This is a genomic window from Rahnella sp. EDr1-12, from assembly GCF_049206505.1.
Lineage (GTDB): Bacteria > Pseudomonadota > Gammaproteobacteria > Enterobacterales > Enterobacteriaceae > Rahnella > Rahnella rivi.
The window spans coordinates 139,918-158,628 of record NZ_JBLZNY010000005.1; the positions used below are offsets into that span (position 1 = coordinate 139,918).

Below are 18,711 nucleotides of genomic sequence, written 5' to 3' on the forward strand. Positions count from 1 at the left end.
TTTTCCTTCTTGAAAGTCTTACACCACTGCCAGTTCGCCACGGCGGGCTTTACGCTGATAAACCAGCACGGTCAGGATAATTGGCACCACAATTGCCACCAGCATCGCCAGTCCATAGATGCTCCAGAACTGCGGTTTGATGGACAAAATGCCCGGCAACCCGCCGACGCCAATGCCATTGGCCGTGACGTGGAACAGGCCGCAGATAAGGCCAGCTAAGGCCGAGCCGATCATCGCGCACAGCATCGGGAAGCGGTATTTCAGGTTGATGCCGTACATCGCCGGTTCGGTGACGCCGAGAAAGGCGGAAATCGCCGCAGGCACGGAAATCTCACGCTCGTTATGTTTACGGCTGACAATAATCACGCCGACGACCGCAGCCGCTTGCGCAATGTTGGAGAGGGCGATCAGCGGCCAGACCGGGGTGCCGCCGGTGCTTTGCACCATCTGCATGTCGATGGCGAGCGTCGTCTGATGCACGCCGGTAATGACCAGCGGTGCGTAGAGGAAACCAAACAGCGCGGCACCTATTGGTGCGAGGCTGCCGGTCATCACGAATTTCACCGCGAAGGCCACGCCGTCGCCGATCATGCGGCCAAACGGCCCGATCAGCGTATGCGCCAGGAACACGGCAATAATCAGTGAAGTGACGGGCACAATCACCAGATACAGGTAATTCGGGATGATGCGTTTCAGGCCATTTTCGATCATCGCCAGCGCCATACCGGCGAGAACGGAAGGAATAACCTGCGCCTGATAACCGACTTTTTCGATGGTGAACCAGCCGAAATTCCACACTTCAGGAATTTGCTGCCCGAGGTTGTAGGAGTTCATTAACTGTGGCGACACCAGCGTGATGCCGAGCACGATCCCGAGGATTTCCGTCCCGCCCATTTTTTTGACCGTTGACCAGCAGACCGCCACCGGCAGGAACATAAACACCGCTTCGCCGAGCAGCCACAGGAAGTCATAAATCGACTGCCACAGCGGATGCATCTGCGCCAGCGTCTGGCCGCCGCTCATCGGGATTTCACCGATAACGTTGCGGAAACCGAGGATCAAACCGCCGCTGATCAGCGCCGGTAACAGCGGGAAGAAGATTTCCGCGAAGTGAGAAATGCTGCGCTCAAACCAGCTCATATTCTGGCGGGCGGCGACTTTCGCCTGTTCTTTTCCGGCCGCACTTTTCCCGGTGCTGGCGATCAGGACTTTATAGTAATCATCCACTTCCGGCCCGATCACTACCTGGAACTGACCGGCGTTGGTGAAGCAACCTTTCACCATCGGCAGGGCTTCGAGGCCTTTCGGGTCGGCTTTGGACGGATCATTGAGGACAAAACGAAGACGCGTAATGCAGTGAGTCACCATCGCGATATTGTCGCTGCCGCCAACGAGGGCGATCAGCTGATCAACATCCTGTTGCTTAACTTTGCTCATGAGATGTGGCCTGTGATTTAGCGTAAGGGTGTAGGGTAGGGTTCAAGAATAGCGAAGGCGGTGGGAACTTGTCCGGGAACGTTCCCGGTTTTGCCGGGACGATCACAAAGTTTCTGTTTTTAAGAAAGGCAGAGCGCTGAAAGCAGGGGAGATCAGGCGGAGAGTTTTCCGGGAATAATCAACTGCTGCACGGTCGCGGAACCGCCAAGCTGAGCCAGCAGTTGCGTTGCCGCCGCTTCACCGCCCGCGCCGTAACCGAGTTCCACCGAATAAGATTCAGGGAAAAGGAAATGCAGCAGCGGGTTGTTGCCGATCCCGCAGACCTGCACGTCGCGGATTTGCTGCTGTTGCAGGTATTTTTGTGCGCCGATGGCGATAGTGTCCGAGGCACATACCACGGCCTGAATGTCATTTTTCAGTAACTGCGGGATCAGATCGAAGCCGCTCTGATAGGTGAGCTCGCCCAGCGCCACGTGCGGCGTCAGGCCGTGCGCCTGACAAAATGCCTGATAGGCCGCGCTGCGCCGCTGGCCGGTGGTGGTGTCTTGCGGGGAGACGCCGATAAAGCCGATCCGGCGCAGGTTCTGTGCCAGCAACTTTTGCATCAAAAGCTGTACCGCGCCGGCATCGTCATAACAGACAGAGGACAGCCCCGGCATATCGCGCGCCAGTATCACCATTTTATCCTGCCACGGCGTCAGCATCTGCGCGGATAAGCCGGTGAAACCAAACAGCACCACGCCGTCAATGTTGCGCTGTTTGAGCACCTGCAAATGTTCTTTAACGCGTTCGGCGCTGAACTGACTTTCCAGCACGATCGGATCGTAACCCTGCTGATAAAACAGCGGCAGCATGGCGCGCACCGCCAGGTTTTCTGACGGCGAATCGAGACGCGACACGATGATCGCCACAATTTTATCGCTGAACCCGCGCATGGCCCGCGCCGATTTCGACGGGCTGAAATGCTGCTGTTCAATCACCTGTAATACCCGTTCACGGGTTTGCGGGCTGACGTTGCCTTCGTTATTTAAAACGCGGGAAACCGTGGATTTTCCGACGCCGCTCAGGCGGGCAATATCATTAATAGTCAGGCGATTTTGCATGGTGATTTTTTTAGCTAAAAATGCTCAGGTTTAAAAACGGTTGTAGTTGGTGAGCGTATGATCCGCTCAAATATCGACGCTTCGCAATATCGAATCGATACCCTAACGGATTTTCCTGCCTGATGCGTATGAATTTCCAGACCGTTCCTTACCGGAGGTGAAAACCCATGGAACCCGACCCCAATTCAGTAGGTCCGTTGTGATCCGGTAAGCACCCGCATTTTCGCTGCTGCTTGCCGTGACGTTACCTGGCAGGCAGCGGCGCACGTCTTTTCGTTCGCCCTGTTTTTAACAACCCTTTTGCCACGCTCATGGCGGCTTCGCCGTGGGTGCAACAAAGGTGCGAATGATGTTCAAAAATCTCACTTCCCGGCTGCTCAATGCGCTCAGCCGTAATTTACCGCGCCGTTTAGTCCGCCGCGATCCGATGCTGGAAAACGTGCCAGCCCGTGCGTCGCAGGCGATCCCTGCGGCGATGTCCGCCCATTGTCAGGCCTGTGCCCGCGCAACGGAAGACCAGCTCTACCTGCAATTTGCCAGCCATCCGGAAGGGCTGACCGCGCAGGAAGCAGAGGCTATCCGCGACGTTTCCGGCCTCAATCAGACCGGCGATCAGCAACCTGCGCCGTGGTGGCTGCACCTGTGGCACTGCTACCGCAATCCGTTCAACCTGCTGCTGACCGTGCTCGGGCTGGTGTCTTATGCCACCGACGATCTGACGGCTGCGCTGGTGATCGGCGCGATGGTGTTTATTTCCACCTTCATGCATTTCATTCAGGAAGCCCGCTCCAATAAAGCCGCCGATGCGCTGAAAGCCATGGTCAGCAACACCGCCACGGTGCTGCGCAGCGACGCGCAAACCGGGCGCAGTGAAACGGTGGAAATCGCGATCAGCCAGCTGGTGCCGGGCGATCTGATCAAGCTTTCTGCGGGGGATATGATCCCGGCAGATTTGCGTATTCTCTCCGCCAAAGATTTGTTTATCAGCCAGGCAGCGCTGACCGGTGAATCCCTGCCGGTGGAAAAACATGCCTGCGAGAAAACCCCGGTTGCCGCTGATCCGCTCGAACTGAACACCCTGTGCTTTATGGGCACCAACGTGGTGAGCGGCACGGCGATTGCGATGGTGATTGCCACCGGCAGCAAAACCTGGTTCGGCCAGCTTGCCGAGCGCGTGGTGCAGGAAGACACCCAGCCTAACGCCTTCCAGGCCGGGATCAGCAAAGTCAGCTGGCTGTTGATCCGCTTTATGATGGTGATGACGCCGGTAGTGCTGGTGATCAACGGCTACACCAAAGGCGACTGGTGGGAAGCGGCGCTGTTTGCGCTTTCGGTGGCGGTCGGCCTGACGCCGGAAATGCTGCCGATGATTGTCACCTCGACGCTGGCGAAAGGCGCGGTCAAACTTTCGCGCCAGAAAGTGATCGTCAAACGTCTGGACGCCATCCAGAACTTCGGCGCGATGGACATTCTCTGCACCGATAAAACCGGCACGCTGACGCAGGATAAAATCGTGCTCGAGCGCCACACCGATGTGCTTGGCGTGACCAGCGACGACGTGCTGCATCTGGCGTGGCTGAACAGCCATTATCAGACCGGCCTGAAAAATCTGCTGGACGTGGCGGTGCTGGACGCCGGCGATCCGCATCAGGGCCATAGCTCGCTGAAAGTGGACGAAATCCCGTTCGATTTCGACCGCCGCCGTATGTCTGTGGTGGTGGCTGAAAACGACCAGAATCACCGCCTGATCTGCAAAGGCGCGCTCGAGGAAATGCTGTCGATTTGTACGCTGGTGCAGCTCAACGGTGAGATTGTGCCGCTGACCGATGTGCTGCTGGCGCGCATCCGCCGCATTACGGATGACCTCAATCAGCAGGGGCTGCGCGTGGTCGCCGTGGCACATAAAGTGATGCCTGCCCGCACGCAGGGTTACGCGGTGCCGGATGAATCCAGCCTGATTCTCGCCGGTTACATTGCGTTCCTCGATCCGCCAAAAGAGAGCACCGCACCGGCGCTGGACGCCCTGCAACGTAAAGGCGTGACGGTGAAAATCCTCACCGGCGATAACCCGCTGGTAGCACGCAAAGTCTGCAAAGATGTCGGTTTACAGGCCGATAACGTGGTGATCGGCAGCGATATCGACGTTCTTGATGATGCAGAGCTTCTGCGCGTTGCCCGCGAAACCACGGTGTTTGCCAAACTGACGCCGATGCATAAAGAACGCATTGTGCGCGTGCTGCGCGGCGAAGGGCATGTGGTCGGGTTTATGGGCGACGGCATTAACGATGCCCCGGCGCTGCGTGCGGCGGACATCGGGATTTCCGTGGATTCCGCGGTGGATATCGCCAAAGAGGCGGCTGATATTATTCTGCTGGAAAAAAGCCTGATGGTGCTGGAGCAGGGCGTGACGGAAGGGCGCAGAACTTTCGCCAACATGCTGAAATACATAAAAATGACCGCCAGTTCCAACTTCGGTAACGTGTTCAGCGTGCTGGTGGCCAGCGCCTTCCTGCCGTTCCTGCCGATGTTGCCGCTGCATCTGCTGATTCAGAACCTGATTTACGATGTGTCACAGGTGGCGATCCCGTTTGATAACGTGGACGAAGAACAGCTGGCTAAGCCACAGCGCTGGAACGCCGGGGATATTGGCCGCTTTATGGTGTTCTTCGGTCCGATCAGCTCCGTATTCGACATCCTGACCTTCAGCCTGATGTGGTGGGTGTTTAAAGCCAATACGGTGGAAGCGCAGACGCTGTTCCAGTCCGGCTGGTTCATCGAAGGGTTGCTGTCGCAGACGCTGATTGTGCATATGATCCGCACCCGCAAAGTGCCGTTTATTCAGAGCCGCGCCTCCTGGCCGCTGTGCATCATGACGCTGATGGTGGTGGTCACCGGTATCGCGCTGATCTACTCGCCGGTCGCCGGGTTCCTGCAATTGCAGGCGCTGCCGCTGAGTTACTTCCCGTGGCTTATCGCGATTCTGGCGGGCTACATGGTGCTGACGCAGTGCGTGAAAGGCTGGTTCGTGCGCCGTTACGGCTGGCAATAATCGCAGCGCATTCATCATAAAGGCGGTGATTGTTAACGCAGTCACCGCTTTTTTTTTATCCAGAGACTATAGTTATTCCTTTAGATTCAGCGGGCTAAGATGGCGCGCTTTTTTACTCTGAGGAACTTCACCGATGCGAGCGCCTTTCCGCCGTACCTTTCTGGCTTCATCCCTGCTGCTTTGTGTTTCCGCCTATGCCGCTCCGGCCGGTAATTTACCGCTGATGCCGTGGCCGCAGCAGGTGGATGTCACCTCACCTGCGGGTAAATTTGTTCTCAATGATGCGTTGCAGATTCAGGTCAAAGGCGATGCGCTGATGCCTGAAGTAAACCGCTGGCGAGAGCGTCTGGCGCAGCAAACCGGCTGGTATCTGTTGCCGCAAAACAGCGAAACGGCCAGCGGTCCGGCGGCGATCACTGTCACCATTAAACAGAAAATCGCTGCACAGCCGATGCCGGACAGCGACGAAAGTTATCAGCTGGATGTCACGCCGCAGGGCGCGGTGCTGACCGCCAACACCCGTTTTGGCGCGTTACGCGGCATGGAAACGCTGCTGCAACTGGTGCAGAACGACGGCGAAAATACCGTTATTCCGCTGGTCAGTATTCACGACCAGCCGCGTTTTGCCTGGCGCGGCGTGCTGCTCGATTCCGCCCGTCATTTCCTGCCGGTGCCTGATATCAAACGTCAGCTCGACGGCATGGCGGCGGCAAAACTCAACGTGCTGCACTGGCATCTGAGTGACGATCAGGGCTGGCGCTTTGCATCGCAAAAGTATCCAAAATTACAGGAACTCGCCAGCGACGGGCAGTTTTACACCGTCGCGCAAATGAAAGACGTGGTGGCTTACGCCACGGAACGGGGGATCCGCGTGGTGCCGGAAATCGATATGCCGGGGCACGCGTCGGCGATTGCGGTCGCGTATCCTGAACTGCTGAGCGCGCCGGGGCCGTACAAAATGGAACGATCCTGGGGTGTGCACGCCCCGACCCTCGATCCCACCAATGAAAAAGTCTATGCCTTTGCGGAGGCCATCGTCGGTGAACTGACGCAGATCTTCCCCGATCCCTACCTGCATATTGGCGGTGATGAAGTGGACGCCACGCAGTGGAAAGCGTCGAAGCCGATCCAGGCATTTATGAAAGAGAAGGGCATCGCCGACACGCACGCCTTACAGGCTTACTTCAACACCCGTCTGCAAAAGATCCTGCATCAGCACCAGCGCAAAATGGTCGGCTGGGACGAGATTTTCCATCCGGATCTGCCGCATGACATCGTGATCCAGTCGTGGCAGGGGCCGGATTCGCTCGGTGCCAGCGCGCAGCAGGGCTATCAGGGCATTTTGTCCACCGGCTTCTATCTCGATCAGCCGCACAGCGCGGCCTATCATTACCGCAACGAAATTCTGCCGCAGCCTTCAGGTGTGGATCAGAACATAGCGGAAGGGGAAAAAGCGCAAAGCTGGTCATTCACTATGCCGCGTCTGAAAGGCAAACCGGTAGACGGCAGCTTTACGCTGATTGAGGGAAAAGACGGCTGGCGCGGATTTATCGATTTCACCGGCAAAACGCGCCGCGCGGTGCGTGGCATTGTCTGGCGCAGCGATGGGCCGGTCAGCTTTGCGGTCGATACCTGGATGGGCGATACGCGGCCTGTATTGCGCCTCAAAGACGGCGCATTGTCGGGCTATTTCATCATCGGCAACGCGCGATATCCGGTGACCGGCGCGCCGCTGAGTCAGGTGCCGGACGGCCTTCCGCCGGTGGTGCCTGACGCGCAAGGCATGAAAAATATTCTCGGCGGCGAAGCGGCGCTTTGGCAGGAAAATATCACGGCGCAGATCCTGGATCTCAAACTGTGGCCGCGCGGCTTTGTGGTGGCGGAACGGTTGTGGTCGGCGCAGGACGTCAAAGACACCGGCAATATGTACCAGCGGCTGGCGAAAATCGACGCCTGGTCGGTGGTGTCTGTCGGGCTGCAACAGCATGTGGAAACCGCACGGCTGATGACGCGTCTGGCGAACAGCACCGACATCGCGCCGCTGCTCAGCTTCTCCACCGCGCTGGAACCGGCGCAGTATTACACCCGTCAGCACATCAAATTCCAGGCGGGGCATTACACGCAATCCGAACCGCTGAACCGGCTGGCGGATGCGCTACCGGCAGAAAGCAACGCGGTGCGCGAGTTTGCAGCCCAAATCACTGGGCTGGTGAAGGATCCGAAAAACGCGCAGGTCGCGCAATCCGTGCGTGAACAGCTGGAAAGCTGGCAGCGCAGCGCGGATTTGGTGAAACCGGTACTGGCGCAAAATAGCGTGCTGAAACCGTTGCAGCCGGTGGCGGAAAAGTTAGGCGATTTGTCTTCACAAGGGCTGACATGGCTGGAGAAACTGCAAAAAGGCGAAACGCTGACAGCGCAGGAACGCCAGCAGGCGCAGGCGAAACTGGACGACGCGGCAAAAGTGCAGGACGAACTGGTGATCGCCGTGGTGTATCCGCTGGAGGTATTGCTTAACGGCGTAGCGGGGCAGCAGCAGGGCCAGTAATAAAAAAAGCGCGACCGGTGAAGCGGCCGCGCTTTGCATTAATCTGTCGAAAATATTAAGACTGTGCGTTGTTCCTGCGATCGTTACGGCGATTCACCCAGGTGTTAATCAGCAGGGTGATGATCAGAATCGAAGCAATCACGCCCAGCGAAACGCCGACCGGAATATGGAACACGTCGAGCAACAGCATCTTGATACCGATGAAAATCAGGATCACCGCCAGACCGTATTTCAGCATCGAGAAACGTTCCGCCACGCCCGCCAGCAGGAAGTACATCGCACGCAGGCCGAGGATGGCAAACAGGTTAGACGTCAGCACGATGAACGGGTCGGTCGTCACGGCGAAGATGGCCGGAATACTGTCGACCGCGAAAATCACGTCGCTCAGTTCCACCATAATCAGCACCAGCAGCAGCGGTGTGGCGAACAGAATGCCGTTACGGCGTATAAAGAATTTCTCACCGTGCAATTCGTCGGTCATGCGCATTTTGCTGCGCAGCCAGCGGATCACCGGCTTCTCGCCCACCTCGCCGTCATCTTCTTTGGTCAGCGCCATTTTAATCCCGGTGAACAGCAGAAACGCACCGAACACGTACAAAATCCAGCTGAACTGACCCACCAGCCAGCTGCCCGCGAAAATCATGCCGGTACGCAGCACGATCGCACCCAGTACACCGTAGATCAGCACGCGGCGTTGCAGGTTGGCCGGAATGGAGAAGTAGCTGAACAGGATCAACCAGACGAAGACGTTATCCACCGCCAGCGCTTTTTCCAGCAGATAGCCGGTCAGGAACATCGTGGCCTGGGCGTCTGCGACTTCGCGTCCAAACTCGCCGTTGAGATACCACCAGAAGCCGACGTTAAATAACAACGACAGGCCAATCCACACCAGCGACCAGACAGCGGCGCTTTTCATGGTCATGACCTGCGCGCCTTTGCGGCCCTGCAACAGCAGATCGAACGCGAGCATAATCACCACAACAACGGCAAATGCGCCCCATAACATCGGGTTGCCTACTGAATTCATCATTACGTTGTCCTCCGAAAAACATCAAAAAAAAACGGCCAGCGTCGGAAGACGTTAGCCGCTCTCTCTGAGCTGTAAGCAAACCTCGCCATCCGGCAAGGTCTCACTTACAACGAGATGTATTCATCCAAAGAATACGATTCTGGTTGCCCCGGTAACCGGGTGACTGAGACAGCGCTGCTGTGAGCGCGGGTCCAGACACCGTAATGACGATTATCCGACGAAGAAGTTACTCCCCTTTGCGATCCAAAAATTAATTCAAAGTGTAACTGCTGTCAACATTTTGACATATCTTTGCACTTTATCCCGCCAGTGCCTGTCGCTTACCCAAGGCACCGACGAAGGCCCGCAGCAAACCCTGACTGAGAGGTGTTTCGCTAAGTTGCTGAGCCTGATGGGCAAAGTCTACACGGTCGTCTTCGGCGATCGAACTCAGCCAGGTCAGATAGGTCTTCATCACCGCCAGACTGAATTCCGGATGGAACTGCGTGCTGATGGCGTTCGGGCCGTAGCGCAAAATCTGATGCGGGTCGTGCTGCGTTTTCGCCAGCACCGTTGCCGTCGCGGGCGGAGTAATCACGGTTTGCAGGTGGATCAGGTTCGCCGCGAACTGCGCCGGAAGCTGCGATACCAGCGGATCAAGATGTCCGGCAGGCGTCAGCGTGACTTCATGCGTACCGAGTTCAATGCCCTGCGGATGGTAATCCACCTCGCCGCCCAGCGCGTAGGCCATCAGCTGATGACCGTAGCAGGCACCAAACATCGGCAATTCCTGCAACATCCCGAGGCGTACCCAGTCCGCCGCTTCTTCGCTCCAAGCCAGATGCTCCGTCACCATGCTGCGCGAACCGGTAATGATCGCTCCGCAATAGTGTTCCGGCGGCAGCGGGCGCTCACCGGCCTGTAAATCCACAATCACCACCTGCTGCGCGTCGATATTGCCCTGACGAATAAACATCTGCGGGAAATTATCGTGCGCCCGACGGACAGGCTCCGGCGCGTGGCCGGTTTGCAAAATCAACAACGGCTTCAGACTGGGTGCGGTCATCTGTGACTCCCGAATGGGTGATAATCGTTAAGGCTGATGGTCGGCAGGGAACACCACCCCGGTCTGACGGCGGATTTCCGTCAGCACTTTGGCAGTGATGCGCGAGACTTCCAGCCCCGGATGCGCGACAAACTGGTTATCCACCAGAATCGCAAACGTTTCTGCTTCATACAGCATGGTGTTGATGTGCTGTGGCTGCGTCAGATCCAGCTTCTGGCTGCCTCTCGGCGTCAGGCTCAGCGTCTGGCATTCGGAAATTTTTTCCATTTGCAGCGTCCCTTCCTCACCCTGAATCTCGCTTGGCAGATGAGAGTCGCTGATTTTGGAATGGTTAATGACCACGACGAAGTCATCGGCATAAGACAAGATCACCGTCCCCTGGCCGTCGACACCGCTTTCCAGCAAGGTGGCGGTGGCATTGATGGACAACGGTTCGCCAAACAGCGCCACGGCACTGGCCAGGCAGTAATAGCCGATATCCATGATCGAGCCGTTGGAAAACGCCGGGTTAAAGGTGTTTGGATTTTCACCCGCCAGATAACGCGGATAACGCGATGAATACTGGCAGTAATTCAGAATGGCTTTACGCAATTTACCGATGCGGTTCAGCGCCCCTTTCATGTGCAGGAAGTTCGGCAGGTACGCGGTTTTAAACGCTTCGAACAGCACCACATTGTTCTCTTTCGCACAGGCCATCAGGCTTTCAACCTCACGCAGATTAGAGGCCAGCGGCTTTTCACACATCACGTGTTTTTTATGGCTGAGGAACAGCAGAGACTGTGCGTAATGCAATGAATTCGGGCTGGCAATGTAGACCGCATCAATCAGGTCAGACGCCGCCATTTCTTCAAGAGAATCAAAATAGTGCCCGACCGGATAATCCTCGCCCAGCTTTTTGGCACCTTCCAGCGTGCGTGAATAAATCGCCGTGAGCTTCATTTTTCCGCTCTCGTGCGCGGCATCAATAAAACGTTGGGTGATCCAGTTGGTGCCGACGACAGCAAAGCGAATCATGCGTGTTCCCTATTGGTAGGTTAATTATTGATACAACTTGCCGAATATTTCCAGATGCGTCAGATACATGCGCGTGTCGAATTCTAACTGATGATAGTCGGGCGTCATATGACAGCACAGGCTATAGAAGGCTTTGTTGTGATCTTTCTCTTTAAGATGCGCCAGCTCGTGCACCACGATCATTTTCAGAAAAGCTTCCGGCGCGCTTTTAAACACCGTCGCCACGCGGATTTCCGCTTTGGCTTTCAGCTTGCCGCCCTGAATACGCGAAATCGCCGTATGCAGGCCGAGCGCGTGCTTCATCACGTGGATTTTATTGTCGTAGGCCACTTTGCTTAACGGTGATGAACTGCGCAAAAACTGATTTTTCAGGTCCAGCGTATACTGATAGAGCGATTTATCGGTGGTCAGCTCGTGCGGTTGCGGATACCGCGTCAGCAAGACTTTACCTAAACGTTCCTGGTCGATTAACTGACGCACCTGAGCCTGAAGGTGCTCGGGATAGCCTTGCAGATAGGTCAATTCAGGCATAACTGTTTGCTTTGTCTCTTATTGACGGGGAAAAGATGCCGTAACGATAAACGTGGATTTTAGCGCGATCGCAGGGATCCGGCAGATAAACCCCTTTTTAACTGAAAAAACATTTTACTGATAGCCCAATTTAGGGGATAAACAGCGCAAATTGAATATTGAGGAGGGCCAATGAGCCAATTCGAAACCGAAGTAGGTGGGCAGTTACTGCAACTGGATCTGGAACGTTATCCGCAGGACGAAGCGGCAACGCAGTTGCAGGCATGGGAAGCTGCTGATGAATATCTGCTGCAAACCCTGAACACCGGTGAGCTCAATGGCCGTCCGCTGCTGATTTTCAACGATGCTTTTGGCACGCTGGCGTGCGCATTGCAGGCGTTCAGTCCGACCAGCATCAATGACTCTTTCATGAGCCAGTTGGCCACGCGCCACAACTTGCGTCTCAACGGTTTTGACGAAGACGCCGTGGCAGCGCAAAGCAGCCTGGTGCCGTTGCCGATCAATCCGGGTCTGGTCATCATCAAGGTGCCAAAAACGCTGGCGCTGCTGGAACAGCAACTGCTGGCGCTGCGCGAAGTCGTGACGCCGGACACCCAGATTATCGCCGGAGCGAAAGCCCGTGATATCCACACCTCCACGCTGCAACTGTTTGAAAAAATCCTCGGCCCGACCAAAACCAGTCTGGCGTGGAAAAAAGCGCGTCTGATCCATTGCGAAGCCACCTTGCCAGCACAGGCCGCCGAACCGGTGATCGCCGAATGGGCGCTGGACGACAGTGAGTTCCGTATCTCCAACCACGCGAACGTCTTCTCGCGCGGCGGTCTGGATATCGGTGCGCGTTTCTTCATGCAACATTTGCCGGAAGGCATTGAAGGACGCATGGTGGATTTAGGCTGCGGTAACGGCGTCATCGGCATGACAGCCCTGGCACTGAACCCGGACGCGGAAATGCTGTTCGTCGATGAATCCTACATGGCGGTGGAATCAAGCCGTATCAACGTCGAAAACAACTTGCCGCAGGATGTCAGCCGCTGTCATTTCGAAGTGAACAACATGCTGGCCGGTGTTGAACGCGAAACCCTGGACGCGGTGCTGTGTAACCCGCCATTCCATCAGGGCACGGTCGTCAGCGATGACACCGCATGGCGCATGTTCTGCGATGCCAAACGTTGCCTGCAAACCGGCGGCGAACTGCGCATCGTCGGCAACCGTCATCTGGATTACTACCAGAAGCTGCGTCGCCTGTTCGGTAACTGCACGACTATCGCCACCAACCAGAAATTCGTCATTCTGCGCGCGGTGAAAACGGCGTCGCATCACTGATTGATGCCTTAGCCTGAAGTCCTGAAGTAAAAAAGCCGCTCACGCGGCTTTTTTTTCGTCTGTGATTCTCCAGGGCGGTTGTCTACATGTTCAGTGCCAGCCGCGTGCCCTGATCGATTGCCCGACGTGCATCCAGCTCGACGGCGATGTCTGCGCCGCCAATCAGATGCACGGTTTTACCCGCCGCCTGTAATGGCTGATACAAGGCCCGCTGCGGCTCCTGTCCGGCGCAGATAATCACGTTATCCACTTCCAGACATACCGGCTGACCGTTCATGACAAGGTGCAAACCTGCGTCGTCGATGCGCTCGTAACTCACGCCGCTTTGCATTTTCACGCCTCGCTGCAACAGGCTGGCGCGGTGGATCCAGCCGGTGGTTTTGCCCAGTCCTGCACCCACTTTAGTGGTTTTGCGTTGCAGCAACACGATATCCCGCGCGGCGGGTTCCGGTTGCGGGCCAGACGGCGCGAGCCCGCCACGGTGCGTCAGGCTCTGGTCGATCCCCCATTCGTGGCTGAAGGCCTGAGCACTCAGGCTCGACGACGGACCGTTATGCATCAGGTATTCGGCAGTATCAAAACCAATGCCGCCTGCACCGATAATGGCGACGCGCTGGCCGACCGGTTTTTTATCCCGCAACACGTCGAGATAGGTCAGCACGCACGGATGATCTATGCCCGCAATGTCCGGCAGGCGCGGTGAAATACCGCAGGCGAGGATCACTTCGTCATAGCCGGTCAGCTGGCTGGCGCTGACGGTTTCGCCGAGGCGCAGCGTCACGCCAAGCAGCGTCAGCTGGCGCGAGTAATAGCGCAACGTCTGATAAAACTCTTCTTTGCCGGGGATCTGTTTGGCGATATTAAATTGCCCGCCGATTTCATTGTGTGCGTCGAACAGGGTGACGTGATGCCCGCGGCTGGCGGCAGTGGTGGCAAAGGCCAGCCCGGCGGGGCCCGAACCGACGACGGCCAGGCGTTTGGGGACCTGCGCGCGGATCACCGGCAACTGCGTTTCCCGGCAGGCACGCGGATTCACCAGACAGGACGTCACTTCGCCAGCGAAAATCTGATCCAGACAGGCCTGATTGCAGCCGATGCAGGTATTGATTTCATCAGCCCGGCCCTGTGCGGCTTTTTCCACAAACGCCGGATCGGCGAGGAACGGACGCGCCATCGACACCATGTCCGCGCAGCCTTCGGCGAGAATTTTCTCAGCCACGTCGGGGTCATTGATGCGGTTGGTGGTGATGAGCGGAATGCCGACTTTGCCCATCAGTTTTTGCGTCACCCAGCTGAACGCGGCGCGCGGCACCATGGTGGCGATGGTCGGGATCCGCGCTTCGTGCCAGCCGATACCGGTATTGATGATGCTCGCGCCCGCCTGTTCAATCCGCTGCGCCAGCGTTTCGACTTCCTGCCAGTCCGAGCCTTCTTCGACCAGATCCAGCATGGATAAGCGATAAATAATGATGAATGCCTGCCCGCAGGTTTCACGCACGCGGCGCACGGCTTCGATAGCAAAACGCATCCGGTTTTCAGCCGAACCGCCCCAGCGGTCGCTGCGCTGATTGGTTCTGGCGGCCAGAAACTGATTAATCAGATAGCCTTCCGAGCCCATAATTTCCACGCCGTCGTAACCTGACTCCTTCGCCAGCGCTGCGCAGCGCGCGAAGTCTTCCAGCGTTGCCTCGATCTCTTCTTCGCTCAACGCATGGGGCGTAAAACGGTTAATCGGTGCCTGCAGGGCAGAAGGCGCGACGGGATTTGGCTGATAGCTGTAGCGTCCGGCGTGCAGAATTTGCAGCGCGATTTTTCCCCCGGCGGCGTGCACCGCGCGGGTCACCACACGGTGGTGGGTGATGTGTTGCTGTTCGGCAAGGATCGAACCGCCCTGATAAACCACGCCCTGCGCATTAGGCGAAATACCGCCGGTCACAATAAGCCCGACGCCCGCTGCGGCACGCTCGGCATAAAAAGCCGCCAGCCGTTCCGGCCCGTCTTCCAGCTCTTCAAGACCAGTGTGCATGGATCCCATCAGCACGCGGTTTTTCAGCTGGGTAAAGCCTAAATCCAGCGGCGCCAGCAGGTGCGGATAAAACAGCGAAGCGGGTTCAGTCATGGAATTCTCTTAAGTGGTCGGAGGAGATGATTTCAATTTAGCGGGTGGCGGAAGAATTGGAAAGCGGGCGCGCCATGATTGTGACGTGTATCACTGTGGCAAAACGGAAAGGTTTTATTAACTCTTCCTCATATTATTAATCAGGTTTATTTAATTAACAGATTATTACTGAGGAGGCGAACGAGTGCTTTTTTGCGGGGGAAATCATTATTTCACTGTTTTTACACAACATTGATTGATTGCAGGTTGTTTATTTTTAACATTTTTTTATTGAATTTCGTGTATTAGGAATATTCTTATAAAAACACCTCGAATCGATTCAGTTCGGGTTAGAGCTGGACTAGGCTGGAGCTGCTTCACCCTAAAATTCAATTCTAACCTGGATATATACTATGAATCTTATTGACCATACAGCCTGCCGTCCGTTTACCGAAGCCGGGCATTTGTCGCAAATTGCTGCCTATTATGAAGAAGGCCGTAATGTCATGTGGATGATGCTCAGGTCTTATCCACGTCCTTGTTTTAATCAGGAGCTTATCGAAGACATCATGACGCTGACCTACGCCGCGAAAGCGTCGGGGCTGCGTTTCGACTTTTGGGTCACCGGCTCGCTGGTCCCCAATATGTACAACGTCGGTGGCGATCTCAGCTTCTTTGTCGATTCCATCGTAAACAACAAGCGCGAAGCATTGCGCGCTTACGCCAGAGCCTGTGTGGACTGCGTACACGCCGCCGCGCGCGGGTTCGATGTCGGTGCCATCAGTTTGTCGATGATTGAAGGAACGGCGCTGGGAGGCGGGTTTGAAGCGGCACTGGCGCACCATTACGTGCTGGCGCAGAACACGGCCAGGATGGGGTTTCCTGAAATCGCGTTTAACCTTTTCCCCGGTATGGGGGGATATTCGCTGGTATCACGTAAAGCCGGGATGCGGCTCGCGGAGGAACTGATCACTACCGGCGAATCGCATACGGCGGAATGGTTCGAAAGCCGGGGACTGGTGGATGTCCTGTTCCAGCCCGGTGAGGCGTTTAACGCCACGCGTACCTTTATGGATACGTTGCGGCCAAAACTTAACGGGATACGTGCGATGCTCCGCGCACGCCAGCGTGTATTGCAGCTGTCGCGTTCGGAACTGATGGATATCACGGAGGATTGGGTGGATGCGGCATTTACGCTGGAGGAGAAAGATCTGAGTTACATGGAGCGGCTGGTCATGCTGCAAAACCGGCATACGGCGTCATTGCGTAAAACCGGCTAGCAGCAAACGGAAAAAGCCCGTCACTGGTGCTATTTCTGTTTGGCTTTATGTTTAAACACATTGGGTGAAGCAACGTTTTTATCATCAAGCCAGTGCTCGAGTTCCGTTGCGGGCATTGGCTTGGCGTAAAGAAAACCTTGTTTGCTGTCCACGCCAATTTCGTCGATCAGCTTTTCTTCTTCCGCCGTTTCAACCCCTTCTGCCACCACCGTCAGTTGCAACGTTTTTGCCACCGCAACAATGGCCCGCACCAGCGCCTGAGACACCGGATTGTCATTGATTCCCCGCACAAAACTTTGATCGAGTTTGATGCAGTCCAGCGGGATGCGTGCAAGTTGTGACAACGAAGAATACCCGGTGCCAAAGTCATCCAGATGCACCTGCGCGCCCAGCTTATGTAACTGATTAATCATGGTGACCGCTGCGCCTTCGTCTTCCACCAGGCAACTTTCTGTCAGCTCAAAATCGAGCAAACAGCCTTTCATGCCTGACGCTTTCATGGCCTCTGCCAGCGTGGTGATGAACGACCCGTTATTGAGCTGACGCCCGGAAAGATTAACCGCCACGCGCAGGTTGAGGCCTTTTTTCTGCCATTCTGTCGCCTGACGGGGGGCGGTTTCGATGACCCATTTTCCAAGCGGCGTGATAAGCCCGGACTCTTCAGCGTAGGGAATGAAACTTTGCGGCTGAATCAGACCGCGCTCCGGGGACTGCCAGCGCAGCAGCGCCTCGACGCTGTTGACGGCGCCGTACAGCGACACCTTCGGCTGGTAATACAGCACCAGCTGATCTTTTTCCGCCAGCGCTTTACGCAGATGGGTGTCCAGCCACATGTATTCCGCCGCTTTCTGATTCATTTCCACAGAGAAAACGCAGTGCGAGTTTTTGCCCTTTTCCTTCGCCACGTACATGGCGGTATCGGCATTTTGCAGCAGGGTATCGCCGTCGGTGCCATGTTCCGGGCAAATGGCAATACCGCCGGAACAGCCGGTGTAGACTTCAATCAGCCCGATACGAAACGGCATGCTCAGACGGTGTAAAACACGCTGACTCAGCGCTTCCATCGTTTTAATTTCAGCATTTGAGCTGAGAATGATGAATTCATCGCCGCCAAGACGGGCCAGTTTATCGTTGGCTGAAAGGCAATCCTGAATCGCATCTGACACCGCGCGCAGCAGGTGGTCGCCAAACATATGCCCGTAGGCGTCGTTAACTTTTTTGAAGTTGTCGAGATCGAGGTAAATCAGCCCGACTTTCGTGTCACCCCTGTCTTTCAGCGCTGTCGCCAGAGATTCCTGCAACGCGTTACGATTCGCAAAACCGGTAACAAGATCGGTGTTTGCCAGCACGCGTAAGCGCTCCTGCGCTTTACGTTCGTCGGTGATGTCTGAGCCTGAGCAGATCAGAAATTTTTGCTGCTTTCCGCTGCCGCTGTGGACGAATTTATTGCGAAACAGGAACAGCCGCTGGCCTTTGACGGTATTGATCCAGCGTTCGACTTCGTAGGATTGCTGGTGCTGAAAGAAACTGCTGATGTTCTGACGTGAGGCCAGCCCTTCTTCCATCGACATGAATAAATCGTAGGCGCTGCGCCCGATAACATCCTCTTCACGCAGGCCGGTGTACTCTTCGCTCAGCCGGTTAAAACGGTGGATTTTGCCTTCCTGATCGATAATGACGATCACGGAATTGGCTTCGGAAACGACCTGCTCTGCAAAGGTCAGGCCGACCTCTAAATCGTGCGCGACGGACTCGGTGTCCTGATAGGCCGACGCAGTGCCGGCCCAGACCTGACCATCAATTTTTCGGCCCACCAGATACAGGCGCACCTGTGATCCGAAAAGCGTGATGTCCAGCGTAAAACTTGAGGTAATCCCGGTCAGTTGCCTGATCTTTCCTGCCTGCCATTGGGTCAGGGAGATCGCCACGTTGACGATGCCTTTCTCAGCAGATAACTCCAGCGCGTTGCTGTCTGAACCCAGTCGCCAGTATGGGCGGGGCGTACCAAAATGCAGGTACAGGATGGAGGCATCTTGTGAGTCGACCATGGAATGTTTCTCCGCAAAGAACGCAAAACGCCGTCAGCGCAGTGACCTGGCGACAGTCAGCACAGACGGAGCTTACTCTGTTGAGCCCACTCGCAACGCTCCGCATCCGGCGGATAAAGGCAAAAGGGCATAACACATTGAAATTAAGGTTAGCAACTGTCCGTTATATATCCAGTTTACGGGCAGAAATTGCCGCCCAGTGCTGACG

Annotated in this window: 12 protein-coding genes; 4 read left to right on the top strand and 8 right to left on the bottom strand. The window is 56.1% G+C overall.

The genetic code is table 11. The annotated features are described in order from the left end of the window. Positions 1 to 18 precede the first annotated feature (18 nt). Both treB and treR read right to left on the bottom strand, forming a co-directional pair. On the bottom strand, positions 19 to 1,437 hold the full coding sequence (gene treB / locus ACO0U8_RS19140) for a PTS trehalose transporter subunit IIBC (protein WP_421671427.1): 1,419 nt from the start codon (positions 1,435 to 1,437) through the stop codon (positions 19 to 21). Positions 1,438 to 1,589: 152 nt separating this feature from the next. Next, entirely contained in the window at positions 1,590 to 2,540 is a 951-nt protein-coding gene (treR, locus tag ACO0U8_RS19145) for a trehalose operon repressor TreR (protein ID WP_183850065.1), read from the bottom strand. Positions 2,541 to 2,886: 346 nt separating this feature from the next. Here treR and mgtA point away from each other — a divergent pair, with 346 nt between their 5' ends. Continuing rightward, positions 2,887 to 5,589, top strand: coding sequence for a magnesium-translocating P-type ATPase (gene mgtA, locus ACO0U8_RS19150; protein WP_421671428.1), 2,703 nt, complete (start codon positions 2,887 to 2,889; stop codon positions 5,587 to 5,589). 133 nt (positions 5,590 to 5,722) lie between these two features. Further along, positions 5,723 to 8,134 (top strand): beta-N-acetylhexosaminidase, encoded by a 2,412-nt coding sequence (locus ACO0U8_RS19155; protein WP_421671429.1) that lies wholly within the window; start codon positions 5,723 to 5,725, stop codon positions 8,132 to 8,134. Between the two features lie 55 nt (positions 8,135 to 8,189). Here the strand turns inward: ACO0U8_RS19155 and ACO0U8_RS19160 are convergent, their stop codons facing one another. The 4 genes from ACO0U8_RS19160 to ACO0U8_RS19175 form a co-directional block, all read right to left on the bottom strand. Continuing rightward, positions 8,190 to 9,164, bottom strand: a complete 975-nt coding sequence (locus tag ACO0U8_RS19160; RefSeq protein WP_274388803.1) for a TerC family protein — start codon at positions 9,162 to 9,164, stop codon at positions 8,190 to 8,192. Positions 9,165 to 9,462: 298 nt separating this feature from the next. Continuing rightward, positions 9,463 to 10,209 (bottom strand): glutamine amidotransferase, encoded by a 747-nt coding sequence (locus ACO0U8_RS19165; protein WP_056782397.1) that lies wholly within the window; start codon positions 10,207 to 10,209, stop codon positions 9,463 to 9,465. A 27-nt stretch (positions 10,210 to 10,236) separates the two neighbouring features. After that, positions 10,237 to 11,223, bottom strand: coding sequence for a Gfo/Idh/MocA family protein (locus ACO0U8_RS19170; protein WP_056782396.1), 987 nt, complete (start codon positions 11,221 to 11,223; stop codon positions 10,237 to 10,239). Between the two features lie 24 nt (positions 11,224 to 11,247). Continuing rightward, positions 11,248 to 11,754 (bottom strand): M48 family metallopeptidase, encoded by a 507-nt coding sequence (locus ACO0U8_RS19175; RefSeq protein ID WP_056782395.1) that lies wholly within the window; start codon positions 11,752 to 11,754, stop codon positions 11,248 to 11,250. 171 nt (positions 11,755 to 11,925) lie between these two features. On the opposite strand from ACO0U8_RS19175, the gene rlmG reads away from it, so the two are divergent. After that, positions 11,926 to 13,077, top strand: a complete 1,152-nt coding sequence (gene rlmG / locus ACO0U8_RS19180) for a 23S rRNA (guanine(1835)-N(2))-methyltransferase RlmG (RefSeq protein WP_056782394.1) — start codon at positions 11,926 to 11,928, stop codon at positions 13,075 to 13,077. 82 nt (positions 13,078 to 13,159) lie between these two features. Here the strand turns inward: rlmG and ACO0U8_RS19185 are convergent, their stop codons facing one another. Continuing rightward, positions 13,160 to 15,196, bottom strand: coding sequence for an FAD-dependent oxidoreductase (locus ACO0U8_RS19185; RefSeq protein ID WP_421671430.1), 2,037 nt, complete (start codon positions 15,194 to 15,196; stop codon positions 13,160 to 13,162). Between the two features lie 392 nt (positions 15,197 to 15,588). On the opposite strand from ACO0U8_RS19185, the gene ACO0U8_RS19190 reads away from it, so the two are divergent. Beyond that, on the top strand, positions 15,589 to 16,455 hold the full coding sequence (locus tag ACO0U8_RS19190; protein ID WP_056782392.1) for a crotonase/enoyl-CoA hydratase family protein: 867 nt from the start codon (positions 15,589 to 15,591) through the stop codon (positions 16,453 to 16,455). Between the two features lie 29 nt (positions 16,456 to 16,484). Here ACO0U8_RS19190 and pdeR read toward each other — a convergent pair whose 3' ends face one another. Further along, the gene (gene pdeR / locus ACO0U8_RS19195; protein ID WP_421671431.1) at positions 16,485 to 18,503 is read right to left on the bottom strand and encodes a cyclic di-GMP phosphodiesterase; all 2,019 of its coding nucleotides are present in this window, start codon (positions 18,501 to 18,503) and stop codon (positions 16,485 to 16,487) included. Between the last annotated feature and the right edge of the window lie 208 nt (positions 18,504 to 18,711).

Coding starts and splice junctions, on each gene's coding strand:
- pdeR (WP_421671431.1), bottom strand. CDS start 18,503: ATGGTCGACTCACAAGATGCCTCCATCCTGTACCTGCATTTTGGTACG.
- ACO0U8_RS19170 (WP_056782396.1), bottom strand. CDS start 11,223: ATGATTCGCTTTGCTGTCGTCGGCACCAACTGGATCACCCAACGTTTT.
- ACO0U8_RS19175 (WP_056782395.1), bottom strand. CDS start 11,754: ATGCCTGAATTGACCTATCTGCAAGGCTATCCCGAGCACCTTCAGGCT.
- rlmG (WP_056782394.1), top strand. CDS start 11,926: ATGAGCCAATTCGAAACCGAAGTAGGTGGGCAGTTACTGCAACTGGAT.
- ACO0U8_RS19190 (WP_056782392.1), top strand. CDS start 15,589: ATGAATCTTATTGACCATACAGCCTGCCGTCCGTTTACCGAAGCCGGG.
- ACO0U8_RS19185 (WP_421671430.1), bottom strand. CDS start 15,196: ATGACTGAACCCGCTTCGCTGTTTTATCCGCACCTGCTGGCGCCGCTG.
- ACO0U8_RS19160 (WP_274388803.1), bottom strand. CDS start 9,164: ATGATGAATTCAGTAGGCAACCCGATGTTATGGGGCGCATTTGCCGTT.
- treB (WP_421671427.1), bottom strand. CDS start 1,437: ATGAGCAAAGTTAAGCAACAGGATGTTGATCAGCTGATCGCCCTCGTT.
- ACO0U8_RS19165 (WP_056782397.1), bottom strand. CDS start 10,209: ATGACCGCACCCAGTCTGAAGCCGTTGTTGATTTTGCAAACCGGCCAC.
- treR (WP_183850065.1), bottom strand. CDS start 2,540: ATGCAAAATCGCCTGACTATTAATGATATTGCCCGCCTGAGCGGCGTC.
- mgtA (WP_421671428.1), top strand. CDS start 2,887: ATGATGTTCAAAAATCTCACTTCCCGGCTGCTCAATGCGCTCAGCCGT.
- ACO0U8_RS19155 (WP_421671429.1), top strand. CDS start 5,723: ATGCGAGCGCCTTTCCGCCGTACCTTTCTGGCTTCATCCCTGCTGCTT.